Genomic DNA, 20303 nt, shown 5'->3' with positions numbered 1-20303 from the left:
CTTTTAGTACGCTTAGCATGAACATGAAACAGATTCTTAGCCATCTTTTTGAATATAAAGTTTTAAGTAAAGAATTAGCCAAAGACGTCCTGATCGGCATTAGCACAGGCAAATATTCCAATTCCGAAATCGCCTCATTCTTAACCATTTATGCCATGCGCAGCATTACGGTTGAAGAATTAGAAGGCTTCCGGGATGCAATGTTAGAGTTGTGCTTAGCCGTTGATTTGTCAGCTTATGATCCCATTGATGTTTGCGGAACGGGAGGCGACGGAAAGGATACATTCAACATTTCAACATTGTCGTGTTTCGTGGTTGCGGGCGCGGGCCAACATGTAGCCAAGCATGGAAATCATGGCGTTTCATCTATGTGCGGATCGTCTACGGTTCTGGAATTTCTCGGCGCGAAGTTTACCAATGAGAAAGATTATCTGGAACGCAAAATCAATGAAGCAAATGTGTGCTTTCTGCATGCGCCGCTTTTCCATCCTTCGATGAAGAATGTGGCGCCGATCCGCCGGGAGCTGGGAGTGAAAACTTTTTTCAATATGCTGGGCCCGATGGTGAATCCGGTGTCGCCCAAAAAACAGCTTGTAGGCGTTTTCAGTCTTGAATTGGCACGGCTTTTTGCTTATCTTTACCAACAGACTGACAAGCAATTTCTGGTTCTTCACGCATTAGACGGCTACGACGAAGTGTCATTAACAGGTGCTTTTAAAATCATCACCGCTCAAACGGAGCAAGTTCTGACTCCCTCGCATTTAGGGTTAAAAACTTTGCGCGCGCAAGACCTGTCGGGAGGAGAAACGGTCGAAGAATCTGCCAAAATTTTCATGAATGTATTGAACGATACAGCAACATTCTCGCAAAAAGAGGCCGTGCTGGCGAATGCTGCATTGGCATTGCATTGCGCAAATCCGGCATTATCGCTTTTGGATGCGGTGGAAGCGGCGCGGGAATCGTTAGAAAGTAAAAAGGCTTTGGCCAGCTTTAAAAAATTGATAGAAGACTGATCACAGATGAACATATTAGATAAAATTGTCGCAAGAAAGCGGGAGGAAGTCATTGAAGCCAAGCAAAATAAGTCCGTTTCCGAGTTGGAAAAAGAAGAATTGTTTGCGCGCAAAACGGTTTCCTTGTCGGCGGCTTTGAGAAATGCTTCATCTCCGAAAATCATTTCTGAATTCAAGCGCAAATCGCCCTCAAAAGGCATCATTAACGCCGACGTTTCGCCGGAGGTTGTGACTTTCGATTATGCCAATGCTGGCGCAGTTGCCTTGTCGGTTTTGACTGACATTGATTTCTTTGGCGGCTCATTTTCGGACTTTCTGAAAGCGCGGGAAGCCAATCCAATGATCCCGATGTTGCGCAAGGATTTTATCATTGATGAATATCAGCTTTACGAAGCAAAAGCGATAGGAGCGGACGTGATTTTGCTCATTGCAGCCTGCCTTACACCAGCCGAAGTGGTTTCATTAAGTCAAAAAGCGCACGAACTAGGATTGGAAGTTTTGTTGGAAGTGCACAATGCCGAAGAGCTTGCCGCAACCATTGGTGAAAACATTGATATTGTGGGGGTTAACAATCGAAATCTCAAAACCTTCGAAACCTCCATTGAAACTTCAATTGCGCTGAGTGAACAGATTCCCGATTCTTTTGTTAAAATATCAGAAAGCGGCCTGAAAGATGCTGAGACCATTCACCGATTGTATGGTTACGGATATAAAGGCTTTTTAATAGGTGAAACATTTATGAAGACTGTAAATCCCGGAACCGCACTGGCGGATTTACAAATTGACTTAACTCAACAAAGCAATTTAAATCCTTTGGTTCTATGAAAATAAAAGTTTGCGGACTGCGCCAGCAAGACAACATTGAAAAAGTGGTGGCCTTACAGCCTAACTTCATCGGGTTTATTTTCTACGAAAAATCACCCCGTTATGTTGGCGAAGATTTGGATGAAGAATTTGTAAAAAGTATCCCTAAAAACATTAAAAAAGTCGGCGTATTTGTGAATGCAAGCCCTAGCCATATTCTTGCCACGGTCAAAAAATACGACTTGCAATATGCGCAGCTTCACGGAAACGAAATGCCGGACACTTGTCGCAGCATTCGCCAGAAAGGGGTTAATGTGATCAAAGCATTTAGCATTGACGCATCATTCAACTTCGCAATGCTGAACAATTATAAGTCGTTTTGTGATTTGTTTTTGTTTGATACAAAAGGCGATGCCCCAGGAGGAAACGGCGTGCCGTTCGACTGGAACCTTTTGAAAAAATACGATAATGAAAAGCCGTTTTTGCTGAGCGGAGGCATTAGCGTCGACAATGTGGATGACATTATTGCATTGTCAAAAACGCTTCCTATCTATGGGATTGACGTGAATAGTCAGTTTGAAACGGAGCCGGGCGTGAAGGACATTGCCAAGCTTGAAGAATTGTTCAATTTAGTTCGTGTAAAAGAGAAAGAAGAGGCGGAAGCGCAGTGAAATATGGAAACATTAGAAAAGAAGTCATATCAGGTTGACAGCCGCGGTTATTACGGCAATTTTGGAGGTGCATTCATTCCCGAAATGCTGTATCCGAATGTCGAAGAGTTGCGCGAAAATTATCTCAGCATCATTGCGGAGCCTTCTTTTCAAAAAGAATACAATGATCTCCTGCGTAATTATGTAGGACGTCCCACGCCGCTTTACCGGGCCAACAGGCTTTCGGAAAAATATAAAACCAACATCTTCCTCAAACGTGAAGATCTTTGCCATACAGGTGCTCATAAGGTGAACAACACCATTGGGCAGATCCTGATGGCGAAAAGGCTTGGCAAAAAGCGTGTCGTAGCCGAAACCGGTGCAGGTCAACACGGCGTGGCAACGGCGACTGTTTGCGCGCTCATGGACATTGAATGCATCGTTTACATGGGCGAGCTCGACATTGAACGTCAGGCTCCTAATGTGGCGCGTATGAAAATGCTCGGCGCAGAAGTGAGGCCGGCGACTTGCGGATCTCGCACATTGAAAGACGCTACGAATGAAGCGATGCGCCATTGGATCAATAATCCGGTGGACACACATTATATCATAGGTTCAGTGGTGGGCCCGCATCCTTATCCCGATATGGTGGCGCGGTTCCAGTCTATTATTTCGGAAGAAATGAGATGGCAGCTGAAAGAACAAACCGGCAAGGAAACGCCTGATTATGTGGTGGCTTGTGTGGGCGGAGGAAGCAATGCGGCGGGTGCATTTTATCATTTTCTGGATGATGAAGATGTGAAGCTCGTGGCTGTGGAAGCTGCCGGAAAAGGCATTAATTCCGGACATTCTGCTGCGACAACAGCATTGGGAAAACCAGGCGTTTTGCATGGAAGCCGCACGATATTAATGCAAACGGAAGACGGCCAGGTTGTAGAGCCATTCTCAATTTCGGCCGGTTTGGATTATCCTGGAATTGGTCCTCAGCACGCATATTTGTACGACAGCGGAAGAGGGATTTTTATGTCAGCAACGGATGAAGAAGCGGTGCAGGCTGCATTTGAACTGACGCGCTATGAAGGCATTATCCCAGCATTGGAATCATCGCATGCTTTGGCTATTTTGGGTCAATTAGGCGCTACGGAAAACGAGACTGTGATTTTGAACCTTTCTGGCCGTGGCGATAAGGACATGGCCACTTACATGAAATACATCGTTTAATTTACTCATAAACACATTACAATGGCAACACTGACCTTACCTGAGGTTTTTGACGTAAGGCTCAAACTACAAGAGCTGGAAGCAAAAGTAAACTCGGGAGAACTTTCGCTTTTTGAAAGATGCGACCTGGAAGACGAAATCCTTGAACTCAAAGAAAAACTGGGCGAATTTGATCGCCTGAAATTCAGTGACGAAGGCGAGTGCCTCAACTGTTCTGCATAGCAACCATCATTCAACCTTATCTTTTTTCCGATTATGAATTTCAAATTACTTTTAATGGCCGGAATGCTCCTTTTTGGCGCTGTGGCTTCTGCTTCACCTGAAAAACCCGTTACTAAAAAAATGCTTCGTCACGTCGTTTTATTCAAATTCAAAGACTCGGCAACGCCGGCGCAGATTAAGGAAGTGGAAGAGGCTTTTAAAGCATTGCCATCTAAAATTAAGGAGATCAAGGGCCTTGAATGGGGAACAAACAACAGCCCGGAAGGACTTTCACAAGGTTTTACGCACGCATTCTTTGTAACATTCGATGACGAAGCAGGTCGTGAAGTATATCTTCCGCATCCTGATCACAAAGCGTTCGGAAAAGTGTTAGGACCGCATTTGGACAAAGTTTTGGTTATTGATTACTGGACACAAGAATGAACCGCATTACAACCCTTTTTAGCGGCGTAAATGATCATCCCGAAGCCGGATTGCTGAATGTGTATTTCACAGCAGGCTTTCCTGAACTGAATGACACCGTGCGCGTTTTACAGGCTTTGCAGGACGGCGGCGCTGATCTGGTTGAGATTGGCATGCCTTACTCGGACCCTGTTGCCGACGGTGAAACCATTCAGAAAAGCAATGACCGGGCGCTGGAAAACGGCATGTCTGTAAAGATTCTTTTCGAGCAACTGGCAGATATGCGTGAGACCATTTCTGTTCCTGTGCTGCTAATGGGTTATGTGAATCCGGTTTTGCAGTTCGGCATCGAAGCATTTTGTAAAAAATGCGCTGAGGTTGGCGTTGACGGGCTGATCCTGCCGGATATGCCTATGGATGTATATTTGAATGAATACAAAGCCATTTTCGACGCTTACGGCATTCTGAATATCTTCCTGGTAACCCCACAAACTTCTGAAAAACGCATTCGCCAGATCGACGAAATTAGTGAAGGCTTTATTTACACTGTTTCCTCTGCAAGCGTAACGGGTTCTAATACAGGCGTTAGCGATGATATGGAAGCTTATTTCGACAGATTGAATGCCATGCAGCTCCGTAATCCGCGACTGATCGGTTTTGGGATTAAGGACCATGCAACGTTCAAAAAAGCTTCTGATTATGCCGCAGGTGCCATTATTGGCAGCGCATTCATCCGCGTTTTGCAGGAAAGCAATGATCTTGAACAGGACATTAAGTCTTTTGTAAGAAATGTAAAAAACTATCCTGAAACGATCGAAGCATAACACATTCGAATCTACCGAGAAACCATTCGCTTCAGGCATCACTTTTGTACAAACAACTCATCATCGGGTTGTTTGTTTTTTTTAGATAGGTGCGGATATGGGATCTCGAAAAATTTTTTTCATCATTTTAATGCTTTGTTCATCACCGCTTTACGCGCAGTTCCGGCTCGATCTGGAAAGCGGGGTGGTGTTTGGGACGAATTATAACAAAGTCCGCATTCCCAATGTGGGCGGCACGCAGGTTAACCTCGCGAACGATCTGAGCATTGATCCAAAGATTTTTTACCGGATCAGAGGCACTTATACGATTGGAAACCGGCATAATATCAGTGCATTATTTGCGCCACTTTCTGTGAAATATCATGGTACGTTTGATGAAAATGTTAATTTCAATGGCATTAATTACGCTGCCGGACAGCCACTGGAAGTTTTCTATAAATTCAATTCCTATCGACTGACTTATCGCTACGATTTTGTGACAAAAACGCGCTGGCGTGTTGGTTTAGGTCTTACTGCCAAGATCCGTGATGCCGATGTGCGCTTCAAAAATGAATCTAATGACACGCATTTTGATAATGTTGGCTTCGTTCCGCTAGTCAACTTTTATGCTTCTTACAAGCCATCTTACCGCTGGTCTGTGATTTTGGAAGGTGATGCATTGGCTGCTAAACAAGGACGGGCGGAGGATGTTTTTGCGGGCGCGGCTTATCAGGTTAATCCTAAGTTTGGCATTAAGGCTGGTTACCGCGTTGTGGAAGGCGGTGCGGATAGTGACGAGGTCTACAATTTCAATTGGATCAATTACGCTTCTGTAGGTGTTTTGCTTTCGCTTTAAGTTCTTCACAAAATAAACTTTTGGGCGCCGGAAAAATCCATTTTTAACGATGGAATTCCATATAAATCGCTATCTTAGTTTGTTTTATGCGTGGCCAGGCGGATCGTAATTTTTGCCAGCCGGATACGTTATAAAAATCCATCAGAGATTTAACGACATTCATATATGGCTGCTTTTACGCCGGCAATGGAAGGCCTGTTGCTCCGCATTCAGGAATACCGTCAAAAATACTATCAAAATCAGTTGCTTAAAGGCATTATCCTTTCTGCTGCGCTGCTGCTGAGTGTGTTTTTGTTTTTCAATACAATCGAATATTTCGGTCGGTTTAGTTCGGGTGTCCGTGGAACATTGTTCTTCGGATTTTTGGCTGTGCTTGTTTTTTCATTTTTTCAATGGGTTGTTCAGCCGTTAATCCACCTTTCCGGCCTTAGAAAGCCGATTTCGGACGAGCAGGCTGCATTGCAAATCGGAGAATATTTTCCGGAAATAGGGGATAAGCTTGTAAATACATTGCAACTAAGGGGATTAACCGGCACACAATCCGACCTTATCGAAGCCAGCATTCGCCAGAAATCCGGCCAGTTGCTGATTGTTAAATTCTCAGATGCCATTCGTTTTAATGAGAATAAAAAGCGCATTAAATATGCCATTTATCCGCTTGCGGCCATTGCGGCCATTTTGCTTTTCAATCCTTCATTTTTCTCGTCCAGCTCTGACCGGATCATTCATTTCCAGAAAAATTACACTTATGCACCGTTTTCATTTATTCTTGAAAACAAATCATTGAAAGCATTTAGAAATGAGGATTTTGTACTAAAACTAAAATTGAAGGGCGAAGCACTGCCTACTGCCGCTTACCTGGTCCAAAATGGTTCGAGATTTAAACTGAATAATGACGGCAATCAGACTTATTCCTACACATTCAAAAATTTGCAAAGAGATGTAGCATTTTCCTTCGACGCTGCTGGATTCACTTCTGAGGAATACAAGATCAATGTTGCAGAACGGCCTTCGCTGCTTTCTTTTGACGTAAACCTGCATTATCCAGCCTATCTCAACAAACCTGCGGAAGGGCTTAACAATGTTGGAAATCTCTCTGTGCCGGAAGGAACGACTGTTGAGTGGAATTTTAACACTTCATCGACCAAATCGCTGGCGATCAAATTTGATGATGATTCGGCATTATACCGTGCGAAAGGGAGGGAAGGAGACCGTTTCGAAATCAGAAAAACGGTTAAACGCTCGTCGCAATATCAGGTGAATTTGCAAAATGATGAGACTACAAATTTGGATAAAATCGGTTACTTCATCAATGTGGTTCCCGACAAATTCCCCGTCATGAGCCTCGAAAATTTCCAGGATACAACACTTTATAACTATTTAGTGCTTGGCGGCTCAATCAGTGATGATTACGGCTTTTCGCAGCTGAAAATGTTTTATTCTGTAAAGCGGGCTGACCAGAAAGAACCTTCGCCAGCCAAAGGAATTCCAGTGCCATTTAACAAAACGGTAAATACGCAAAGCTTTTACTTCCAATGGTATGTAGATAGCCTCAAACTGGCTCCGGGCGATAAGATCGAGTATTATGCTCAGGTCTGGGATAATGATGGCGTGAACGGGCCGAAAAGCGCTAAATCACGGTCGATTCAATTTACTGTTCCTTCCAAAGACCAGTTAGAGGCTGAGATTAGAAAATCTGAGCAGGAAACGGAAGATCAAATGCAGTTGGCCATGAAGAAGGCGCAGAGCTTGCAAAAGGATCTGACAAATCTTGACAATAAATTAAAGAGCAACAAAGAACTCGATTTTAAAGAGCAGAAGCAGATTGAGGAAGTGCTCAAAAAGCGGGAAGAGCTGATGAAAGAATTGCAGGCTCTGCAGGAAAAAAATCAGAATGCGAACGAGAAATCGAAGCAGTTCAATCAGCAAAGCCCTGAACTGCAAAGCAAGCTGGAACAGCTTCAAAAGCTCATGAATGAGCTGATGGATAAGGACACAGAAAAGCTTTATCAGGAATTGAAAAAATTGCTGGAACAGAAGCAGAGCGACCGCATGTCTAGCATGATGGAAAAGCTTAAAAACAAAGAGAATAACCTGGAAAAAGAGCTGGAACGGACGATGAAGCTTTTCAAGCAAATGCAGCTTGAACAGAAAATGGAAAACCTGACCGAAAAGTTGGACGAATTAGCAGATAAGGAAGATCAGCTTGCGGATAAAAGTCAGGAAAATGACAAGAATAAAAATTCCGATGACAAAAAAGGCAAAAATGGGGATTTGAAAAAAGAGCAGGAAAAAATCCAGGACGAGTTTAAAAAAGCGCAGGAGGATTCCAAGGAGGTCGAAAAAATGAGCGAGGAGCTTGAACAGCCTTTGGACACACAGAAAGAAGAGCAGAAAAACGCTTCTGAACAGATGGAAGAAAGTAAGGAACAACTTGATAAGCAACAGAATAAAAAAGCTTCTGAATCGCAGAAAAAGGCGGCGCAATCCATGAAAAAAATGTCGCAGTCTATGCAGGAAGCGATGGAATCTGCGGAGATGGAGCAAATGCAGGAAAATCTGGACGCCTTACGCGATATTCTTGAAAACTTGATCACACTTTCATTTGATCAGGAAACATTGATGAAAGATTTCAGAGGCGTGAGTCTGCAAGATCCACGATTTATTAAACTTGGCCAGCAACAACTGAAATTGAAAGATGATGCAAAAATCGTTGAGGACAGCCTTTACGCACTTGCGAATCGTGTCATCCAAATCCAGTCGTTCATTACGCGTGAGCTCAATGATATGAAGTCTTACATGGATGAGAGCGTGAAGAGCATTAAAGACCGTCAAATTAATCAGGCGACTTCGAAGCAACAATTTGCGATGACTTCTATGAACAATTTGGCATTAATGCTAAGTGATGTATTTAACCAAATGCAGCAGCAAATGGCGATGGCCATGCCGGGAAGTGGTAAGGGCAAAAAAGGAAAGCAAAAAGGTGAGCAGAAGGGGATGGGCGAAATGCAGGAGAAACTCAATGGTGAAATGAAAAAGCTTGGGCAGGGAAAAGAGGGGCAGGGAAATAATTCCGAGAAGCTGGCCAGAATGGCGGCTGAACAGGCGATGATCCGGAAGATGATCAATGATTTAATGGAGTCTCAAAAAGGCACCGAAGTTGGCAAACAGATGGGTAAGGAGTTGCAGGAAATTGCTGAGAAAATGGATGAGACCGAAACGGATCTTGTGAACAAGCGCATCACGCCCGAGCTCATTAAGCGCAACCAGGAAATCACGACGCGACTGCTGGAATCCGAAAAAGCAATGAAAGAACAGGATGAGGACGAGCAGCGCAAAGCGCAAAGTGCAAAACAATTGCCAAGACAACCACCTGCGGCATTTGAAAAATATATCCGCGACAAAGAAAAGCAAACCGAACTGCTCAGGACCATTCCACCGACATTCTCTCCGTTCTACAAAAGAGAGGTGGACACTTACTTCCGCAAGTATCAGGCTAAGAACTGATTATAGCATCCCACTGTTGTGAACGTTCCGGTGACTGCGTTTTAACACTTTTTAAGCAAGTTGTTAGGGGCGCTGTCACCGGCTAAACTGATCTTGAACGGATAGTTTAGTATGTTTGTAATATTTTATCACCCAGTATGCTTAATTTCTTCACCGAAAACGTCGATTTCGACTTATTACGCCCCGTTAAGACAAAAAAATGGATTAAAAATGCCTCGTTATCAGAGGGTTATGAGATCGCTGATTTGAACTATATTTTTTGCGACGACGAATACCTTCTGGAAATCAATAAACAATATCTCGATCACGACTATTTTACGGACATCATTACGTTTGACAATAGTGAGGAAGACAATGTGATCGAAGGAGACATTTATATCAGCGTTGATAGGGTAAAGGAAAATGCGGCAACTTTTGAAGCCGATTTTGAAACCGAAATGCGGCGAGTTCTGATACACGGTTTGCTGCATTTGATGGGTTATGATGATACGGATGAAAAGCTAAAAGCTGCAATGCGAGCCAAAGAGGATCAGTATCTTTTGCTGTTCTAGTTAAATTTCCACGTGGAACACTTTAATTAAAGTGGTTTAATAAGTAAATGAATTATGTTTCAAAAATATGATGTAATCGTGGTAGGAGCGGGCCATGCGGGTTGTGAAGCAGCTGCGGCTGCGGCGACGATGGGCTCCTCCGTTCTGCTGATTACAATGAATATGCATACCATTGCTCAGATGTCTTGCAACCCTGCAATGGGGGGAGTAGCAAAAGGGCAAATCGTTCGTGAGATCGATGCGCTTGGCGGACAGTCGGGCATCGTAAGCGATAAGACTATGATCCAATTCCGGATGCTCAATTTGTCAAAAGGCCCCGCCATGTGGAGTCCAAGATGTCAAAGCGACCGCGCGATGTTTGCAACTGAATGGCGGAACGTTTTGGAAAATAATCCGAATGTTGATTTTTGGCAGGACACTGCAAAGGAGATACTGATTGAAGATGGAAAGGCTTGTGGGGTTAAAACTAGTCTTGGAATTGAAATTAAATCAAAGTCTGTCGTCCTCACTAATGGAACATTCCTGAATGGACTAATCCACATTGGCGAGAAAAATTTCGGCGGCGGACGGACTGGCGAAAAAGCAGCGACCGGCATTACCGAACAACTGGTAACATTGGGCTTTGAAGCAGGAAGAATGAAAACAGGAACGCCTCCGCGCGTGGATGGTCGTTCGCTGGATTATTCTAAAATGGAGGAGCAGCCTGGGGATGAAAATCCTTCTAAGTTTTCCTACACCGATACAAAGCCGCTCGCAAAACAACGCAGCTGCTGGATTACTTATACCAATTCGGAAGTGCATGAAATACTGAGAACGGGCTTTGAGAAATCACCGATGTTTTCGGGCAGGATCAAAGGAATTGGGCCGCGTTACTGTCCATCGGTTGAGGACAAAATCAATCGTTTTGCTGACAAGGATCGTCATCAGATTTTCGTAGAGCCGGAAGGATGGGACACGGTTGAAGTTTACGTGAACGGCTTTTCCACTTCATTGCCCGAAGACGTTCAATATGCAGCACTCCGGAAAATTCCTGGTTTTGAGAATGCCAAAATGTTTCGTCCGGGCTACGCAATCGAATACGATTACTTCCCGCCGACCCAATTAAAATCGACGCTGGAAACACATTTGATTACAAACCTCTTTTTTGCAGGACAGATCAATGGCACCACCGGTTATGAAGAAGCCGCTTGCCAGGGATTGATGGCTGGTATTAATGCACACCAGAATGTGCACGAGCTTGAACCATTCGTTTTAAAAAGGTCTGAGGCATACATCGGCGTTTTGATCGACGACCTCATTAATAAAGGCACAGAAGAGCCATATAGAATGTTCACTTCCCGCGCTGAATATCGCACGCTGTTGAGACAAGACAATGCAGACATTCGTCTTACTGAAAAGGGTTTTAATCTCGGCTTAGCAAGTCAGGAGAGATTGGATAATGTCAATAAAAAGAAAGCAGAAGTGGCTGAGATCATTGCCGCATTCTCTGGAACAAAACTGACGCCGGAAGAGATTAACCCAACACTGGAGGCGATTGGAACAGCACTATTGCGCGAGAAAATCGTTTTGGCGCAACTCCTGAAAAGACCACAAATTTCGATAGATCAATTGACGGAAGCCAGTCCAATTGTTGCCGATTTGCTTGAAAAATTTGGAACGGATTCGATTCATCAGGCGGAGATAAATCTTAAATATGACAGCTATATTGAGAAGGAAATGCTGTTGGTCGAGAAAATGAATAGGCTGGAAGACCTCAACATTATTGAGAACTTCAATTATGATGTGGTGACTTCGCTTTCATATGAAGGCCGTGAAAAACTTAAAAGAACTCGTCCAGGGACGATCGGACAAGCTTCAAGGATCAGTGGCGTTAGCCCTTCCGATATCTCAGTATTAATGCTTTTTATAGGACGATAATGCCATTAGAAACGCTTCAAAAATGCCCGATTTGTGAAAAGTCCAGCTTCAATAATTATTTGAATGTTGAGGATTTCACCGTTTCGCACAAGGAGTTTACGATCCAGCAATGCAACAATTGCTATTTCTTGTTTACAAATCCACGTCCATCGGAAGAAGAAATAGGCGCGTATTATCAGTCCGAAGATTATATTTCTCATCATGACGAAGAGAAAAAGAATGTGATCTCGAAGGTTTACACGGCCGTTAGAAATCGTACGATTAAGCAGAAAGTTGAGTTAATTAATAGTTTGTCCCCGGGAAAAGGGAACCTGTTAGACCTTGGTTGTGGCACAGGAAACTTCTTGGCCGCAGCAGCACAGGACGGGTGGAAAATATCCGGTATGGAACCCGACTCGGGAGCGAGGACACAAGCACAAAAGAAGGCAGGAGCTTCCATTTATGAATCGATTAATGCAAGTGAATTAGGCTCTCAAACTTTCGATATCATCACATTATGGCACGTTCTCGAACATGTTCATTTGCTGAACGAAACGATTGACTGGCTTTATCAGCACCTTAACCCGAATGGAAAGATCTTGATTGCTGTCCCAAATCCGCAGTCGTTTGATGCAAACAAATATGGCCGTTTCTGGGCTGCCTATGATGTCCCGCGCCATTTGTATCACTTTACAAAGGGAACTATAAAAACGCTGCTTCAAAAACATAATTTGGAAGTCAAAAGCATTCTGCCGATGTGGTTTGATTCCTTTTACGTAGGAATGCTGAGCTCGAAATATAGCGGAGGGAGCATTAACTACATTGATAGTGTCAAGACCGGGCTTTTATCGAATTGGAAAGGGCGTTCCAAAGACAGGGAGCACCTTAATACATCGAGCTTGATATACATTGTTTCAAAAAAATAAACACTAATTCTGACGACAATCTGAATGGGCCCTCAATACGCGTTATCTGTATTGCGGGCCTTTTAACTTTAAAAATCAATGATCAGAACCATTGCCATTGCCATTATTTGCCTGTTGATTTTCGGTCGCTGCGCCCAACAAGTTTCGCCTACGGGAGGTAAAAAAGATTCTATTCCTCCAAACTTGTTAGAAAGCAATCCGCTTAACAAAACACTCAATTTTAAGGGCAAGAAAATAGAGCTGTTCTTCGACGAATATGTGGTTGTCGATAACATTAATCAGAAACTGATCATTACGCCAGAAGCGGACAATCCATATTCTTATAAGCAAAACGGCATGTCTGTTTCGTTGAGTTTTAAAAATGAATTCAAGGACAGCACAACTTACACATTGAACTTTGGTGATGCAATCCGCGATTTTGCTGAAAAAAACCCTGCAAAAAATCTGAAACTCGTATTCAGCACCGGCTCCACATTGGACTCCGGCCGCGTGTATGGCACCGTGAAAGACATTAAAACCAACAAGCCTATTTTTGATGCATTGGTGGGTCTTTACAATATGAGCGACACGCTAAATATCACAAAACAAAAGCCCTACTATTTCTCCCGCACCGACAGCAGCGGCGTGTTTTCGATCGAGAATATTCAAACCAGAAACTATAAGCTTATCGCGATTGATGACAAAAACCGCAATATGCTTTTCAATGCAAAGGACGAGCGAATGGGCTTTCTCAGCCCGCCGGTTACAGCCGGCTCAGATTCCGCATCCTATAATATCAGCATGTTCCTTTCGGACAACACGATATTGAAAATTCAGCGCACGATTCCACGGGTGAACAACTATTCGGTCGTTTTCAGCAAATCAATCGAGAAGGTGGATGTGAAATTCATGAACAATGACACGTTGCCCTATATGCTTGAAAATGGTGCCGCTTTGAAGTTTTTTAATGTCCAGCCGCATCCGGATTCAACATTAGTGAAACTCACTGTCACAGATTCACTTGGAGCTGTTACAGACTTTGAGCAAAAGATAGCTTTTCAGGCACAAAGAGGAAAGGAGAGACAGCGGGACCCATTCAATATGACGACCAAACCAGAGGGAAACAAGCCGCTTACAAACACATTTTCCTACACATTAAGTCTGAATAAACCTGTCCAGTTTCTGGATGACAAAAACATCAGTCTGATTACGGATAGTCTCACGCATGAGCCTTTGAACGCATTCAAATATCGCTGGAATGCGAATCGCACGGAGCTGACTATTGAAGCTAAATCATTTGCAAAAGATACGATCAAGTGGGACTTTCCGAAAGGCAGTGTGATTAGTGTCGAAGGCGATACACTGTCAAAATTACTCATTAAGCATCCGGTGCTTAACGAGGAAAATTACGGACAGATTAAAGGCGCTATTACGAATGCTGACGCGTCAACGGGCTACATTATCGAACTGGTGGACGAGCAATATAAGCTCATAGAAACGCAATACACCTCGCCCTACACATTCATCCACATTCCGCAAGGCAAATATTTCATTCGTGTTACGCTCGATGCAAACCGCAACCGCCGCTGGGATACGGGAGAGCTCGATAAAGACAAACAGCCCGAAGCCATGTTTTACATTCCGGATAAGATCCTTTTGAAAGCCAATTTTGAATTAAACGATATCAACGTCACGCTTCCAAAGTAAAAAAATCCCATTTTCTTATACACTTTGTGTGGATAACTATGTTAATAACACAGAAATTTTGTTGGTAAGCAGGTCGAAATTGTTAACAATTGTGTTGATAACTGTGGATATGTGTGGATAAAAAATCGAATGTCGTGTTACTGTGGGTAAATCTGATCTAAAATGAAGTTAACACCGCGTTGATACACTTTAGTAAATGTGGATAAGACAAAACACGAAAGACCGCACCGTACCAACACCCCAGTGTGTACAGATAATTTCTTATCTTGTATTTCAGCAAGTTAAACGTTGATAATTCTGAAAACTGAAGTGGATAATACTTAATAGTTATTCACATAATGTGGATAACTATGTTAATCTACAGTGGATAAACAACTTATCCCCTTTTCCACATACATAGTAAGAGATAATAACTAAAGGAAAATTTTTTTATCTATTATGAAAAAGGTTTCAAGATGGGTGTTGATATACATGCTTCTTTCCGGGGCGGCCGCGGTCGGGCAGTCGGAGAAGGAGATGGCGGAGGAGTATTTTAAGAATAATGATTGTTCGAAGGCGCTGACCTATTATACAAGCTTCCTGAAAACGACATTTGAAAAGAGCGCGCTAAAAAATTACACAAACTGCATTATCAAAACCAAAACGTGGGGAGAAGGTGAGCAGTTTTTCAAGAAACAGATCAAGAACGATGCGCCGAATGCGAGCTGGTATAACTTGTATTGGGGAGTGCTGCTGGAAGAGCAGGGAAAGACGCAGGAAGCCACAAAAAAGATTGAGCAGAGCATTGCTGCCTCCGGTGCAAGAATTGAGCTCAAACGTGATTTAGCGGACGAGTTCAGGGCGCTTAATAAACCTGAGTCGGCCAAGCAAATATTGATAGAAGCGAGAGAAGCTGCAAAACGAACAGACATTTTCCAGCTCGAACTGGCCAGTGTCTATCGGGATCTTAATGCACCTGAACAAATGATTGATGAGCTGCTGTCTTACGGCATGCGTTATCAGAACATTGAAGTGGTGCAGAATATGCTGCAAGATTTCACCAAGGATGAGAAAGAGCAGGCGTTATTGGAAAAAGTCCTCTATGATAAGATCCAGAAGTTTCCAAATGAAGGCTTTTATAACGAATTGCTGATTTGGTATCAGATCCAGAAAAAGGATTTTTACAAAGCATTCATTCAGGAACGCTCGCTTGACAAGCGCTTTAAACACAATGGATCGAGACTTTACAATCTCGGAATGCTTGCGCTTCAAAATCTCGATTATAGTAATGCTGGGACAATCTTTGATCATTTGGTAAAGGAATATCCGAAAGGTCAGCTGTATCCGGTTGCCAGAAGAATGGCCATTTTTGCGAGAGAAGAACAGGTAAAAAACACTTACCCTATCAAGCGAAGCGAAGTGCAAAAGCTTCTTGGCCAATATCAGCAGCTCGTTGATGAGCTGGGTGTCAATGCGAGGACGGTGGAAGCAATGCGGAACATGGCGATTTTGAATGCATTTTATATGGATGATTTCAAAAAAGCAATTGAAATACTGAACGCCGCGATTGAAGCAGGAAAGCAGGAAAAGAATTTTGTGGACAAATGCAAGCTCGACCTGGGCGATATTTATTTGTTGCAGGGTGAACCTTGGGAAGCAACATTGGTCTATTCGCAGGTTGAAAAATCACAGAAAGACGACTTGCTTGGCTACGAAGCAAAGCTTAAAAATGCGAAGCTGCATTATTTTAAAGGTGAGTTTGAGCTGGCCAAAGCGGTGCTCGATATTTTGAAAAAGGCGACTTCTAGGGAAATTGCGAATGATGCCAATGAGCTGTCGTTGCTCATCATGGACAACACGGGACTGGATAGCACGGAAGCTGCGATGAAGCAATACTCGGCCGTGGAGTTGCTGTTGTTTCAGAATAAAAAGTACGAAGCCATCGACACATTAAAACATCTTTATGCAAAATATCAGAATCACAGTCTGGCGGATGAGATTCTCTGGCTCACTGCCAAAACATACATTAAGCTCGACAGCAATCAGCAGGCGATGGAAAACCTGAAAGTGTTGACTACAAAATATGGTCACGACATTTACGGTGACGACGCATTGTTCGCTTCTGCCAAACTTAACCAGGAAAAGTTAAAAGACAAAGATCTTGCGATGAAGCTGTACCAGGAGTTAATGGAAAAATATCCGGGAAGCATTTTCGTCGCTGAGTCAAGAAAAAGATTTAGACTTTTGAGAGGAGACGTGATCAACTAGAATTAAGCGAAAAAAAGAAAAGAGGCAGAATCATAGCGATTTCTGGCTCTTTTCTTTTTCGTATTTGCAGGCTGAGATGCGATTGGATTGCTATATGCAATTCTCAGAGGCTGAAAATATATCAAATTTCAATTTAACGTGCTTAATAACAGCTTTTTAAACTCAGAAAAGGAAGAATTCATACTGGTGGCGACTTTTTCAATGGAGAGCAAAGATTTGAGTCTTTCAGGAATTTCAATTTGTTTTTCCAATGTTTCTTCCACAAGATCTATAAATTTGGCCGGATGAGCAGTTGCCAGGAACACGCCCGTATAATCCGAAGTGTTCTCTTCGCGATAAGCTTGGAGCCCTTGGTAAGCAACCGCGGTGTGAGGGCACATTACATATTGCGACGTTTCCGAAACTTCGCGCATTGCAGTTTTTGTCTGTTCGTTGTCGAAATAAAATCCTGAAACTTTTTCTGTTGCGGATTTCCAATCATCATTAAAAAATCGTTGGAATCTAACAAAGTTGCTTGGGTTTCCGACATCCATTGCATTTGATATGGTTTCTATAGAAGGCAATGGTTCGTAAGTTCCGCTTTCGAGATATCTCGGGACAGCATTGTTCAAGTTGGTAGCCGCAACAAAGCGCTCAACTGGTAACCCCATCCGATAGGCGAGAAGGCCGGCGCTCAGGTTTCCAAAGTTCCCGCTTGGCACCGCGAACACGATCGGCTTGCCTAATTTTTTCAATTGCGCATAAGCTGAAAAATAATAAAATGATTGCGGGATAAGGCGTGCAATATTAATGGAGTTGGCAGAGGCGAGATTAAATCTGGCATTCAGTTCCGGATCTAGAAAAGCTTCCTTCACCAATTTCTGGCAATCATCAAACGTTCCATCGACTTCTATTGCTGTTACATTGTGTCCGGGCGTAGTCAGCTGCCTTTCCTGAATTTCACTGACCTTGCCACTTGGATAAAGGATTGTAACGGAAATGCCGGGAATTTTATAAAATCCCTGTGCAACCGCCCCGCCCGTATCTCCGGAAGTGGCAACCAATATCTGTATTTTTCTTTTAGAACGCGCCAAATAATGCGACATAATGGCCGCCATAAACCGTGCCCCAAAGTCTTTAAAAGCCATCGACGGACCGTGAAAAAGCTCTAAAACATAGTCTTTCTCATTAATCTGCCGCACTGGCGCATCAAAATCATAAGCCTGATTAATGAGGGTTTCAACCTCACTTCTTGTAATTTCGTCTCCGAATAATGTATGCGTTATCTCAACGGCGATTTCATTGAAAGTTTTATTTTCAATGTTTGAGATAAAATCCGGAGACAATGTTGGGATAGATTCCGGCATGTAGAGCCCGTTATCGGCAGGCAAGCTGTTGAAGATGGCTTCTTCGGCCGAGGCCTTTATACTGGCTGTTTTTGTACTATAAAATATCATTGCAGTAACTATGGTGCATAATTAAGATTCCAAATTTACGTAAAAAGCTGCCAGCAAGGGGCTAGAAAATTTCACGGATATAAATGAGGCTGGTGAATTTGTCTGCCTTAGGCTGTGTTTTCAAATTGATTTATAATAATTAACAAACTAAAAATATGTCACTAGGTATTTTTAATGCTCCCGCAGTGAGGAATGAGCCGGTTAAAAATTACGCGCCCGGAAGCCCCGAAAGGGATTTGCTGAAAAAAGCGCTCGAGGAAGCAAGAGCAAAAACGATTGAAATCCCCCAATATATTGGTAGTCAAGAAATATTTTCTCAAAACAAGAAAACAATATCACCGCCGCATGATCACCAGCATGTGCTCGGATATTTCCACGAAGGGAACGCGGGAGACGTAAAATTAGCTGTTGAAGCCGCCCTTGAAGCCAGAAAAAGCTGGGCGATTTTGAACTGGGAACAGCGCGCTGCAATCTTCTTGAAAGCAGCCGACCTCATAGCAGGGCCTTATCGTGCTGAAATCAATGCAGCAACAATGTTAGGGCAATCCAAAAACGCTTACCAGGCTGAAATAGACTCCGCATGTGAAATTATTGATTTTTTGAGATTGAATGTAAACTTCATGCGGGACATCTACAGTCAGCAGCCCATTTCGTCTGACGGTGTTTGGAACCGGATGGAATATAGGCCTTTGGAAGGATTTTTGTTTGCAATCACGCCATTCAATTTTACAGCCATTGCAGGAAATTTGCCAGCTGCACCAGCACTAATGGGTAATGTAGTGATTTGGAAACCCGCATTTACGCAGGTTTATTCCGCCAATGTGATCATGAAAGTGTTTAAAGAAGCAGGCTTACCGGACGGAGTTATTAATATGGTTTTGGCCGATGGTCCTGTTGCCGGAGACGTTATATTCAAACATCCTGATTTTGCTGGAATTCACTTTACAGGAAGCACGAAAGTGTTTCAGACGATATGGAAGACGATCGGTGAAAATGTCGCTTCTTATAAGACGTTTCCGAGGATTGTAGGAGAAACGGGCGGTAAGGATTTCGTTTTAGCGCATAAATCTGCTGATCCAAAAGCATTGGCAACAGGTCTTATCAGAGGAGCATTTGAATATCAGGGACAGAAATGTTCAGCGGCTTCCCGCGCTTACATTCCTTCCAATTTATGGGAAGAAGTGAAGGAATTGATGCTCGCCGATCTGGCAGAAATCAAAGTGGGCGGCGTGGAAGATTTTTCAAATTTCGTTAATGCTGTTATTGATGAAAGAGCATTTAATAAAATTACAGGATATATAACAAAAGCAAAGGAAGATAGCGATACTGAAATCGTTGCTGGTGGATCGTTTGATAAAAGCAAAGGGTATTTTATCCAGCCAACCATTATCAGGGCTCATACAGCCGATTATGTGACGCTTTGCGAGGAAATCTTCGGGCCGGTGCTTACTGTGTATATATATGAGGAGAATGAGTTCGAAAAGATCATCCCCATTATTGACAGCACATCTCCTTATGCATTAACCGGAGCCATCTTCGCCACTGATAGATATGCTATTCAATATGCCTCTGAACATTTGGTGAATGCAGCAGGGAATTTTTATATCAATGATAAGCCAACAGGTGCGGTTGTAGGGCAGCAACCTTTTGGAGGAGCAAGGGCATCCGGCACAAATGATAAGGCTGGATCTGTTTTAAACTTGCTTCGCTGGGTGTCACCACGGGCAATAAAAGAAACACTGGTTTCCCCAGTTGATTACAAATATCCCTTCTTAGAAGGCGCTTAATTGTACAATTTTAGTGATTTATTTAAAGGGTTAAAGAACTTTAACTTTTTTGAAGTTTTTTTTGACGTGATATTGCATCCCTAAAATCTTTTTCTACCTTTGCAATCCCAATCGCAAACGGCGAAAGAGAAAAGAAGAAAAGAAAGCGCGATTGGCCCTGTTCTTTGACATGATGAGATAAACCAAGAGAGTAAGAAATACTCGTTTAAGAAGATTCGGTCCTTCTGTAATAGGAAGAGATCACAACAAAATTTACAATGGAGAGTTTGATCCTGGCTCAGGATGAACGCTAGCGG

The 20303-nt window shown here is 43.1% G+C and carries 16 protein-coding genes; 15 read left to right on the top strand and 1 reads right to left on the bottom strand.

Going from position 1 to position 20303, the window contains the following annotated elements:
* Positions 1-23 precede the first annotated feature (23 nt).
* From trpD to LZG73_RS25140, 14 genes are all read left to right on the top strand, one after another.
* Positions 24-1013, top strand: coding sequence for an anthranilate phosphoribosyltransferase (gene trpD / locus LZG73_RS25205; protein WP_233855577.1), 990 nt, complete (start codon positions 24-26; stop codon positions 1011-1013).
* Between the two features lie 6 nt (positions 1014-1019).
* Positions 1020-1838 (top strand): indole-3-glycerol phosphate synthase TrpC, encoded by an 819-nt coding sequence (trpC, locus tag LZG73_RS25200; RefSeq protein ID WP_233855575.1) that lies wholly within the window; start codon positions 1020-1022, stop codon positions 1836-1838.
* Positions 1835-2488 carry a phosphoribosylanthranilate isomerase gene (locus tag LZG73_RS25195; RefSeq protein WP_233855573.1) on the top strand — a complete coding sequence of 218 codons (654 nt, stop codon included), beginning with the start codon at positions 1835-1837 and terminating at the stop codon, positions 2486-2488. Before trpC ends, LZG73_RS25195 begins: the two co-directional genes overlap by 4 nt.
* 3 nt (positions 2489-2491) lie before the next feature.
* On the top strand, positions 2492-3688 hold the full coding sequence (gene trpB, locus LZG73_RS25190) for a tryptophan synthase subunit beta (RefSeq protein ID WP_233855571.1): 1197 nt from the start codon (positions 2492-2494) through the stop codon (positions 3686-3688).
* Positions 3689-3709: 21 nt separating this feature from the next.
* Positions 3710-3910, top strand: a complete 201-nt coding sequence (locus LZG73_RS25185; protein WP_233855569.1) for a hypothetical protein — start codon at positions 3710-3712, stop codon at positions 3908-3910.
* Positions 3911-3943: 33 nt separating this feature from the next.
* Positions 3944-4333 carry a Dabb family protein gene (locus LZG73_RS25180; protein WP_409014367.1) on the top strand — a complete coding sequence of 130 codons (390 nt, stop codon included), beginning with the start codon at positions 3944-3946 and terminating at the stop codon, positions 4331-4333.
* Positions 4330-5136 (top strand): tryptophan synthase subunit alpha, encoded by an 807-nt coding sequence (gene trpA / locus LZG73_RS25175; protein ID WP_233855567.1) that lies wholly within the window; start codon positions 4330-4332, stop codon positions 5134-5136. The genes LZG73_RS25180 and trpA overlap by 4 nt, the downstream gene beginning before the upstream one ends.
* A gap of 97 nt (positions 5137-5233) precedes the next feature.
* Positions 5234-5971, top strand: a complete 738-nt coding sequence (locus tag LZG73_RS25170) for a hypothetical protein (protein WP_233855566.1) — start codon at positions 5234-5236, stop codon at positions 5969-5971.
* 186 nt (positions 5972-6157) lie between these two features.
* On the top strand, positions 6158-9478 hold the full coding sequence (locus tag LZG73_RS25165) for a DUF4175 family protein (RefSeq protein WP_233855633.1): 3321 nt from the start codon (positions 6158-6160) through the stop codon (positions 9476-9478).
* Between the two features lie 137 nt (positions 9479-9615).
* Positions 9616-10029 carry an rRNA maturation RNase YbeY gene (gene ybeY, locus LZG73_RS25160; RefSeq protein ID WP_233855565.1) on the top strand — a complete coding sequence of 138 codons (414 nt, stop codon included), beginning with the start codon at positions 9616-9618 and terminating at the stop codon, positions 10027-10029.
* A 54-nt stretch (positions 10030-10083) separates the two neighbouring features.
* Positions 10084-11946, top strand: coding sequence for a tRNA uridine-5-carboxymethylaminomethyl(34) synthesis enzyme MnmG (gene mnmG / locus LZG73_RS25155; protein ID WP_233855564.1), 1863 nt, complete (start codon positions 10084-10086; stop codon positions 11944-11946).
* Positions 11946-12851: a class I SAM-dependent methyltransferase gene (locus LZG73_RS25150; protein ID WP_233855563.1), complete on the top strand. Its 906-nt coding sequence runs from the start codon at positions 11946-11948 to the stop codon at positions 12849-12851. The genes mnmG and LZG73_RS25150 overlap by 1 nt, the downstream gene beginning before the upstream one ends.
* A gap of 78 nt (positions 12852-12929) precedes the next feature.
* Positions 12930-14537 carry an Ig-like domain-containing domain gene (locus tag LZG73_RS25145; RefSeq protein WP_233855562.1) on the top strand — a complete coding sequence of 536 codons (1608 nt, stop codon included), beginning with the start codon at positions 12930-12932 and terminating at the stop codon, positions 14535-14537.
* 438 nt (positions 14538-14975) lie between these two features.
* Entirely contained in the window at positions 14976-16784 is a 1809-nt protein-coding gene (locus LZG73_RS25140) for a tetratricopeptide repeat protein (RefSeq protein ID WP_233855561.1), read from the top strand.
* Between the two features lie 128 nt (positions 16785-16912).
* Here LZG73_RS25140 and thrC read toward each other — a convergent pair whose 3' ends face one another.
* Positions 16913-18220 (bottom strand): threonine synthase, encoded by a 1308-nt coding sequence (thrC, locus tag LZG73_RS25135; protein WP_233855560.1) that lies wholly within the window; start codon positions 18218-18220, stop codon positions 16913-16915.
* Between the two features lie 155 nt (positions 18221-18375).
* On the opposite strand from thrC, the gene pruA reads away from it, so the two are divergent.
* Positions 18376-20007, top strand: a complete 1632-nt coding sequence (gene pruA / locus LZG73_RS25130) for an L-glutamate gamma-semialdehyde dehydrogenase (RefSeq protein ID WP_233855558.1) — start codon at positions 18376-18378, stop codon at positions 20005-20007.
* The last annotated feature ends 296 nt before the right edge of the window (positions 20008-20303 follow it).

This window comes from Dyadobacter sp. CY326, from assembly GCF_021390515.1.
In the GTDB taxonomy this organism is placed as follows: Bacteria; Bacteroidota; Bacteroidia; order Cytophagales; family Spirosomataceae; genus Dyadobacter.
Note: the sequence above shows the minus strand (reverse complement) of the source record. Positions and strands in the feature narration are given on the sequence as shown.